The 8654-nt window shown below is 59.0% G+C and carries 6 protein-coding genes; 3 read left to right on the top strand and 3 right to left on the bottom strand.

Going from position 1 to position 8654, the window contains the following annotated elements; genetic code table 11:
- Positions 1 to 195: 195 nt before the first annotated feature.
- Genes QF010_RS16870 through QF010_RS16860 form a run of 3 tightly spaced genes read left to right on the top strand, consistent with a single transcriptional unit; the run spans position 196 to position 3761 of the window.
- A complete protein-coding gene (locus QF010_RS16870) occupies positions 196 to 855 on the top strand; it encodes a paraquat-inducible protein A (RefSeq protein WP_429511899.1) in 660 nt (219 codons plus the stop codon).
- Complete coding sequence (locus tag QF010_RS16865) at positions 842 to 1465, top strand: paraquat-inducible protein A (protein WP_429533549.1); 624 nt, start codon at positions 842 to 844, stop codon at positions 1463 to 1465. Before QF010_RS16870 ends, QF010_RS16865 begins: the two co-directional genes overlap by 14 nt.
- Positions 1458 to 3761, top strand: a complete 2304-nt coding sequence (locus QF010_RS16860) for a PqiB family protein (RefSeq protein ID WP_429533548.1) — start codon at positions 1458 to 1460, stop codon at positions 3759 to 3761. The genes QF010_RS16865 and QF010_RS16860 overlap by 8 nt, the downstream gene beginning before the upstream one ends.
- 76 nt (positions 3762 to 3837) lie before the next feature.
- Here the strand turns inward: QF010_RS16860 and mksF are convergent, their stop codons facing one another.
- Genes mksF through mksB form a run of 3 tightly spaced genes read right to left on the bottom strand, consistent with a single transcriptional unit; the run spans position 3838 to position 8643 of the window.
- Positions 3838 to 6678, bottom strand: coding sequence for an Mks condensin complex protein MksF (gene mksF / locus QF010_RS16855; protein ID WP_046053477.1), 2841 nt, complete (start codon positions 6676 to 6678; stop codon positions 3838 to 3840).
- The gene (mksE, locus tag QF010_RS16850) at positions 6675 to 7376 is read right to left on the bottom strand and encodes an Mks condensin complex protein MksE (protein ID WP_008145537.1); all 702 of its coding nucleotides are present in this window, start codon (positions 7374 to 7376) and stop codon (positions 6675 to 6677) included. The genes mksF and mksE overlap by 4 nt, the downstream gene beginning before the upstream one ends.
- Positions 7366 to 8643, bottom strand: coding sequence for an Mks condensin complex protein MksB (mksB, locus tag QF010_RS16845; RefSeq protein ID WP_033061347.1), 1278 nt, complete (start codon positions 8641 to 8643; stop codon positions 7366 to 7368). The genes mksE and mksB overlap by 11 nt, the downstream gene beginning before the upstream one ends.
- Positions 8644 to 8654 lie beyond the last annotated feature (11 nt).

Here is an 8654-nt window from a genome sequence, read left to right as displayed (position 1 = left end):
GATGGTAGTGTGGGGTTTCCCCATGTGAGAGTAGGTCATCGTCAAGATTAAATTCCGAAACCCCTATCTGCGTATGCAGGTAGGGGTTTTGTTTTGCCCGAAGGAAAGTGGCTTTCAGTTAAAGCACAAATTTGCACAGTTATTTTCGATCCATGACACTAGAATAGGTCCAACTTTTTCGGAGCCAGAGCCTTTATGCCAGATCCGGTTGACGCTTCAGGGCTGTCAGAATTACCGCTGGACGACTTGGTTGCGTGTCATGAGTGCGACTTGCTGATGCGCAAGCCCGAACTCGCCCATGGCGAGAAAGCGCTTTGTCCGCGCTGCGGTTACGAGCTCTACGCCCATCGGCATAACGTCGTACAGCGCAGTCTCGCCTTGGTTCTCGCCGCTCTATTGTTGTATATCCCGGCGAACTTTTTACCCATCATGCAGCTCCATCTACTTGGGCAGTCATCGCACGACACTGTCTGGACGGGCGTTGTTGGCCTGTTCGATACCGGCATGCAGGGCGTTGCAGTCGTGGTGTTTCTCTGCAGCATGGGAATCCCGCTGCTCAAGTTGCTTTGCCAACTGCTTGTACTGCTGAGTATTCGTTTTGATATCGGACGCAGTTACGGCCTGTTGCTCTACCGCATTTATCACCATTTACGCGATTGGGGGATGCTCGAGGTCTACCTCATGGGCGTACTGGTGGCGATCGTCAAACTGGCAGATATGGCAGCAATTACCGTCGGGCTTGGCCTGGCGTGCTTTATCGGTTTGTTGTTGGTTCAGGTCTGGTTGGAGGTTGTGATGTCGCCCCATCAGATCTGGCAGGCTTTATCAGGAGAGGATGCCCATGCGGGCGATTGATGCAGGCATTCTGATTTGCGCCGAATGCCATGAATTGAACAAGCAGGAAGCCGACACCGACGAACAGTTCTGCACCCGTTGCGGTGCGCTGGTTCACGCCCGTCGCCCGAACAGCGTGATGCGTACCTGTGCGTTGCTGGTTACCGCGGCGGTTCTCTACATCCCGGCCAACGTGCTGCCGATCATGACCGTCAGTTCATTGGGGCAGGGCGATCCCAGCACCATCATGTCCGGTGTAATCCAACTGGTTCAACACGGCATGATTCCAATCGCTGCCGTGGTTTTTATCGCCAGTATTCTGGTACCAACGTTCAAATTGGTGGGCATCGCACTGCTGCTGTTTTCCGTGCAGCGCCGCCAGCCACTCTCGGCTCGCCAGCGCATTTGGATGTACCGCTTTATTGAGTTCATTGGGCGCTGGTCAATGCTCGATATTTTTGTGATCGCCATCCTGGTGGCGGTTGTGAATTTCGGACGGCTTGCCAGCGTCGAAGCCAATCTTGGCGCCATCGCTTTCGCCAGTGTGGTGATTCTGACGATGCTTGCCGCAGTAACTTTCGATCCCCGACTGATTTGGGATAACACGGAGTCGGACGACGACCATGACTGATTTGCCTACCGCAAAAACCCGACCGGCCTCGAACTGGTCAGCTATTTGGGTGTTGCCCCTGATTGCCCTGATCATCGGCGGCTGGCTTGGCTGGCGTGCCTACAACGAGACCGGCATCGAGATTCAGGTGCGTTTCGAAAGTGGTGAAGGCATTCAGGCCAACAAGACCGAAGTCGTCTACAAAGGCATGTCGGTGGGTAAGGTGAAAGCCCTCAAACTCGATGACGAAGGCAACGCCAAAGGCGTGATCGCTACCATCGAAATGAACAAGGACGTGGAGCCATACCTGCGGACCAGCACCCGTTTCTGGCTGATCAAGCCGAGCGTGACGTTGGCCGGTATCACTGGCCTGGAGACACTGGTCTCGGGTAACTACGTGGCGATAAGCCCGGGCGAAGGTGAGCCGACGCGCAAGTTCAAAGCCTTGGCCGAAGAGCCGCCGCTGTCGGACGCCAAGCCCGGTCTACACCTGACCATCAAGGCTGATCGTCTTGGTTCACTCAATCGCGGTAGCCCGGTGTTCTATAAGCAGATCAAGGTCGGCCAGATCAAAAGTTATCTGCTGTCCGAAGACCAAAGCACGGTTGAACTCAAAGTCTTCATCGAACCTACATACGCCAAGCTGGTGCGCAAACACACGCGTTTCTGGAACGCCAGCGGCATCAGCATCGACGCCAATCTGTCGGGTGTGAAAGTGCGCAGCGAGTCCCTGGCGAGCATCGTCGCCGGCGGTATCGCGTTCGCCACGCCAGAGAACCGCAAGGACAGCCCGCCCACCGACCCGAGCCTGCCATTCCGTCTCTACGAAGATTTCGATGCAGCCGCCGCTGGTATTCGAGTCAAGGTCAAACTCAGCGACTTCGAAGGGATGCAGGCTGGTCGCACACCGGTTATGTACAAAGGCATCCAGGTCGGCAATCTGAAAGCACTCAAGATCGATCCTGATCTATCCAGTGCCACAGCCGAATTGACCCTTGATCCTCTGGCTGAAGATTACCTGGTCGAAGGCACCCAGTTCTGGGTGGTCAAACCGTCGATCTCGCTTGCCGGTATCACCGGTCTCGAAGCGTTAGTCAAAGGTAACTACATCGCCGTGCGACCGGGAGACAAAGGCGCCGCACCGCAACGCGAGTTTGTGGCACGGCCGAAGGCACCGCCGCTCGACTTGCGTGCGCCAGGATTGCACCTGGTGCTGTTCACCGAAAACCTCGGTTCGCTGGAGGTCGGCAGCCCGATTCTCTACAAGCAGGTCAAGGTCGGTTCGGTCCAGAGCTATCAGTTCTCACGCACCAAAAAGCAGTTGGTGATTGGTGTACACATCGAGAAGGAATACGAAGGGCTGGTCAACGCCTCGACACGGTTCTGGAATGCCAGCGGCATCACGCTGACGGGTGGGCTGACCGGTGGAATCCAGGTCAAAAGTGAGTCGCTGCAAAGCCTGATGGCCGGCGGCATTGCCTTCGAAACCCCGGAAGCCAAGGCGCCGTTGCAGAAGCGGATTCCACGTTTTCGTCTGTTTGCCAGCCATGACGAGGCAAACCAGAAAGGTGCCGTGGTAACGATCAAGGTCGATCGCGCCGATGGTCTACGCACTGGGACACCGATCCGCTTCAAAGGTCTGGATGTCGGCAAAATTGAAGATGTCGACCTCACGGATGACCTGCAATCGGTGATGCTGACCGCAAGAATCACCGAAGTACCGGAGCGTATCGCTCGGGTCGGCAGTCAGTTCTGGGTGGTCAAACCTGAACTGGGTCTGATCAAGACATCCAACCTCGAAACGCTGGTCACTGGCCAATACATCGAAGTGCAACCGGCCGCGAAAAACCTCGGCCCGCAGAAGAACTTCGTGGCCCTGGCCAATCCGCCGGAAACTGCTAAACAGGAAGCCGGTTTGAGTCTGGTGTTGAGCGCTGCCCGCCGCGGTTCGCTGAAAACCGGTGTGCCGGTCACTTATCGCGAAATCACCGTGGGCAAGGTGACAGGCTATGAACTCGGCCAGACGGCGGATCGTGTGTTGGTGCACATCCTGATCGAGCCGAAGTACGCGCCGTTGGTGCGCAGCGGAACGCGTTTCTGGAACTCCAGTGGTTTTGGATTTGATTACGGCTTGTTCAAAGGTGCGACGATGCGTACCGAATCGCTGGAGACGCTGATTCAGGGCGGCATCGCTTTCGCCACGCCGGACGGCGAACGCATGGGCAGTCCGGCGCTGGCTGAGCAAACGTTCCCGCTGTTCGATAAGTTCGAAGACGAATGGCTGACCTGGGCGCCGAAGATTTCAATCGGCAAGTAAGCCCAAAACAGCAGGCATGAAAAAGGCCGCGATCCATTGGATCGCGGCCTTTTTTATGGCTGTCGATTAACGCAAATCAGACCGCATCCAGCTCCGGCTCATCCGCTTCAACGATAACGGCAGCCTTCACCTCATCGTGACGACGGATGTACTTCCAGTCCGCCTCGTCGATGTAGATCCCGTTCGGGCCGCTGCCGCCTTCCAGGTCGATGGCGACACTGGCGCAGACCTGCGGTTTCACGCTCGCCAGGATCGGTACGAAGCCCAGTTGCAGGCTGGTTTCCAGCAACGCTGCCTGGTTCTTCTCATCGATGTCCGCTGCCTCGTCGAGGTAGTACGGCAGGCGCACGCGACCGGCCTGGTCGCGGTCCATCAAGTGCAGCAACAAGTACATGTTGGTCAGCGCCTTGATGGTCATGGTGGTGCCGTTGGATGCCGCGCCGTCGATGTCGGTGTGGATCACCGGCGATCCGTTGACCTTGGTGATCTCGAACGCCAGCTCGAACAAATCCTTGAGGCCGAGCTGGTTGTGGTTCGCCGCTACCAGCCGTGCCAGATACTCCTTGGCTTCTTCGTTCTTGTTGTCCTGATCAGCGCTTTGGCTCAGGTCGAAGACCGAAAGGGTTTCGCCTTCTTCGTACTGACCGGCGCTGTGGATGATCTGGTCGATGTGCTTGAGCGCTTCCTTGTTCGGCGCGAGCACGATGCGGAAGCTTTGCAGGTTGGAGACCTGACGCTTGTTGATCTCGCGGTTGAACAACGCCAGTTGATGCTCGAGGCTGTCGTAGTCGCTGCGGATGTTGCGCAGGGTCCGGGCAATGTCGGTAACGGCCGCGCGACGCGCCTTGCCAAGGGTCAGGGCTTCGTCGGTGCGGTGCGCGTAAGCGTTGATCAGCAGTTGCAGGCGACGCTCCATATCGTCTTCGCTGTCGAACTTGGCCACACCCTTGAGGCGGACCTGCGCATACAGCGCCTCGATCTGACCATCGCTGCGCTGCAAACCTTGCCAGCTGTCCTGATAGTCATTGAGCAGCGGCAACAGGTTGTCCATGGAATCGTCGATCGGGTCCATGAATGGTGTGCCGAACGGCAAGTCTGCCGGCAACAGCTGACGGCGGCGCAGGGCGTCGTCGAGGGTGCGTTGCTTAGCTTCCATGTCACCGATCTGCCGGCCGACCAGTTGCAGCTTGGCCGACAGCTGCTGGACGCGTTCGGTGAAAGCGTCGCTGGAACGCTTCAACTCGTCCTGCGCCGCTTCCATCTGCGCCAGTTGTTCCAGCTTGTCGCCTTCCTCGGCGCTCAGGGTTTGCGCGCGGCGGAAATCTTCCAGCGCTTTCTGCGCGTCCAGCACTTGCTGGTACAACGCTTCGGTCTGGGTCTTGCTCGCGGCGCGGTCGGCGGCCACGGCAGCTTGAGTTTTCAGTTGCTTGAGTTCTTTGTCCAGACGCTCTTTCTGGTCGCGCAATGCTGCGCGGTCAGCCAAGGCTTGCAGGGCCGGCGGCTCGATGTGCGAGATGTCGATGGACAGGCCCGGCACTTCGAAACGCTCGCCCTTGAAACCGTCGAGGATCAGTTCCATGGATTTGACCCACTGACCGTCCTCGTCCAGCGTAATGCCGTGCTCACCCAGCGGCAGGCTGAACAATGCGCTGTTGAACAAGCGCATCAGGCGCTCGACATCCTGTTGCGAGAACTCTTCACGCAGACGGGCGTAGCTGTTGTTGTCGGCGTGATCGAGTTGCTGTTTCACCGACTTCAGGCGTTTTTCCAGATCCCGCAGACGCTCTTCCAAATCTTCGGCGCTGAATTGCCGCGACTGCGCCAGCGCACCGGCCAGTTCATCGTGCGCATCCTTGGCCGCGAGCAGTTGCTGCTCAAGCACTTTGACGTCATCGACCAGCGCGAAGCGATGCTTGAGCACCGACAGCTCGCCGAGCCAGCGCTGGATGCCGGAAATTTCCCGCTCCAGGCGCATCAGTTCCTGAGTGCCGCCGCGCTGATCGTTTTGCAGCGCGTCTTGCTCGTTGCGGTAGTGCTCGGCCTGAATCGTCAGTTCTTCCTTGCGCGCACTGGCGTAGTCCGACCAGGTGCCAAGCAGAGAGTCGAGCAACGGCGAAATGCGGTGCAGTTTGCCGCGCAGGATATTGCGCTGGGTCACGCCTGCCGCAAGGGCTTCAACCAATGGACCGGCAGTGACCAGTGAGTTGTAGTCCTGCTCCATGCGTCGTACATCGCGGAAGGCTTCTTCGCACGCGGCGATGTAGTCGACGCTGCCAGAACGCAGGCTGTGTTCGAACGCATCGAGAAACAGCTGCTTGAGCTTGGCCGCGGTGATTTCGCGCATGTGCAGCAGGTTGATGAACAGGGCGCGGAAGGTCTTCAGGCTTTGCTCGCTGGTGGAGCGCAGCGGGATCAGCGTCAGGTCCAGAGGAATCGAGGTGTGACCGCCGACCAGCAAACGACGCAGTTCATCCGGCTTGAGCTCATAGGCTTTCAGGCCTTCACGCTCAAGGTTGGTGAACAATTCTTTCTGACGCAGGCAGGTGTCGTTTTTCTGGTAATGGGCCAGATCCAGTTTGCCGGCGTAGGCAAAGAACTGGTGACCGAAACCACCGCCCGGGCCGCGACCGACCACGCCAATGACGTGAGGACCGTGGGGCAGGGACACTTCGACCAGGATGTAACTGGTGTCCGAGGCGAAGTAGAAACGACGGGATTGTTCCAGGCTGTACTTGCCGAAACTCATGTCCGACATGCGCGCCAGGATCGGGAACTGCAAGGCGTTGATCGAGGCGGATTTGCCGAGGTTGTTCGCGCCGTAGACCGACAACGGCTCTTCCAGCGGAAACAGGCCGAGGCTGTAACCAGCGGTGTTCAAAAGGGCAAAGCGGCGAATGCCGTAGCGTTCCTTGCTCATGCGTCGGTCTCCTGTTCTTCGGCAATGGCGCGGGCCATGGCGTCTTCTTCGCTTTCTTCAGCGAAGTCGCTGAGATCGAGCGGGTCATCGGTTTCCAAAAGCTTTTCGTCGCTGTCGTCATCGATCAGCACTGGCACCGGCAGAGGCAAGACGCTGTGCAAACTGGCCGCCAGATCGCGGTCTTGCTGGACCGACAAGCAAACATCGAGGAAGCGGTGCATCGGCGGCAGGAAACGGTAGATGCCGTTTTCTTCGCCGGCGAAACCGAGCTGGGTCATGCGGCGCATGATTTTTTCTTCGAGTTCTTCGACGGTCTGCACTTCGGCCTGGATAAACAGGTCGCGGTACTTTTCCAGCAGCGACGGCAATTCATCACGGCCGAGGCTGCCACCGTCGAGCACGGCGACCGGATCGCGGCCCTGATCGGCCAGATGCTCGACGAGGATGAAGGTGAACAGCGCCAGACGTTGTGCGGTCTTGTTCACTGCCGCGGCGGCCAGGTCTGGGACGAAGTAGTAGAAACCACGGGTATCGCAGACCAGTTCAAAGCCCAATGCCTTGAACAGCGTGCGGTACTGGTCCTGGAAGTTCGACAGTTGCGCGTACAGCTCAGGGTCGCGGCGGCTGACGTGATAGCCCTTGAATAGCTCGCGAAAGATCGGCGCCAGCTGAGACAGTTCGTTTAGATCAAGATGCATGTGGGGTGCTCGCAGAATCCTCGGCGGCGGTGTCGCGGGCCGAGAGCAGGGCGAAGGAGCGCAGGCTGACCTGATGCTCGTGAGTGTGGTAATCGCGGCGTTCCAGACGCTCGCGGTTGAAGCGTTTCTCGCGAGACAGGCGCGAGAACCAGTAGAGCAATTCGTCGGTAGCGCCGTCCGGCTCCTGCTCCAGCAGCCAGCTCATCAGATCCGGCATCGGCAGGGCGTCTTCGCAACGTTCGAGCATTTCCCGAACCGTGCGTGGCGCGCGCGGCGCTTCGCCTTTCTGCGTTTTGTGGGCCTTGGGGAAGCGCGCCGGTTTCGGCTCGAAACGGGCCAACGCGTAAACGTAGGCTTCGACCTGACTGGCACTGCCCAAGAAGGTACTTTGCGGGCGGGTGAACATCGGCATCGCTGCTTGTGGCACTGCATCGATGCCTTTGCGACGGATGGCCGACAAGGCCAGCGCCGCGCCACGGGTCACGGCGTTGTGCCGACGGGCTTCTTCACGCAACGGCAGCAGCAGTTCGCGGGCGTGACGCAGCGTCAGCTGGGCGCTGGTCTGCATTTCGAGGATGCGCGCGTGGGTGCGCAGCAGCATGTCGTCATCGACCAGGTGGCCGAGGCGCTGCTGCTCGGTGAGCATCTTCAGCAGCACGTTCTCGACCTTGCGCACACCTTGTTCGAAGGCGCCGTCGGCGTTCACCAGCTGAATCATCGGCTCGACGTATTCGTCCCAGGTCGCCAACACTTCGGCGTAGCGCTGACGCAACGGAATCTGCCGGTCACTGGTCTTGGCGCGCTCGGCGACGGCCACCAGGGCCTGTTCGTCGTTGGCGAGTTTCTTCAGTACGTCCCGTACGCGCATGTCGAGCAGGCGCAACTGGCGCGCCAGGTCGTGGCCGTCGCGGATGTCGAAGGCGTCCTGGATATAACCGGCCAGGCGCTCGAGGTGGCGCAAATAGGCTTCGATCTCCAGGCACAGGCCCAGACGGTGCTCACGGCGCAGGTAGGCGAGGAAGTCGTGGATCTGCGCGTTGAGCTCGAAACGGTTCGGGCTTTTCGCCACGGGAACCAGAATGTCGAGGCGGATCCACACGTCCAGCAGGCTGGTGATGTCCTGCGGCGTACTGTCCAGTTGCTGGGCGGCCAACTGTGAACGCAGTTCGTTGAGGCTCAAGGTGCCTTGGTCGAAGTGCTCGCACAGTGGCTCCAGAAGTGCCCAGTGTTCAGCGAGGGCGCGCAAGACGCGCTTGGGTTCGATCATCGGAATGGCCG

The organism is Pseudomonas silensiensis (assembly GCF_050434865.1).
In the GTDB taxonomy this organism is placed as follows: domain Bacteria; phylum Pseudomonadota; class Gammaproteobacteria; order Pseudomonadales; family Pseudomonadaceae; genus Aquipseudomonas; species Aquipseudomonas fluorescens_W.
The sequence above is the reverse complement of the archived record's forward strand: the minus strand, read 5'-3'. Positions and strand labels throughout refer to the sequence as shown.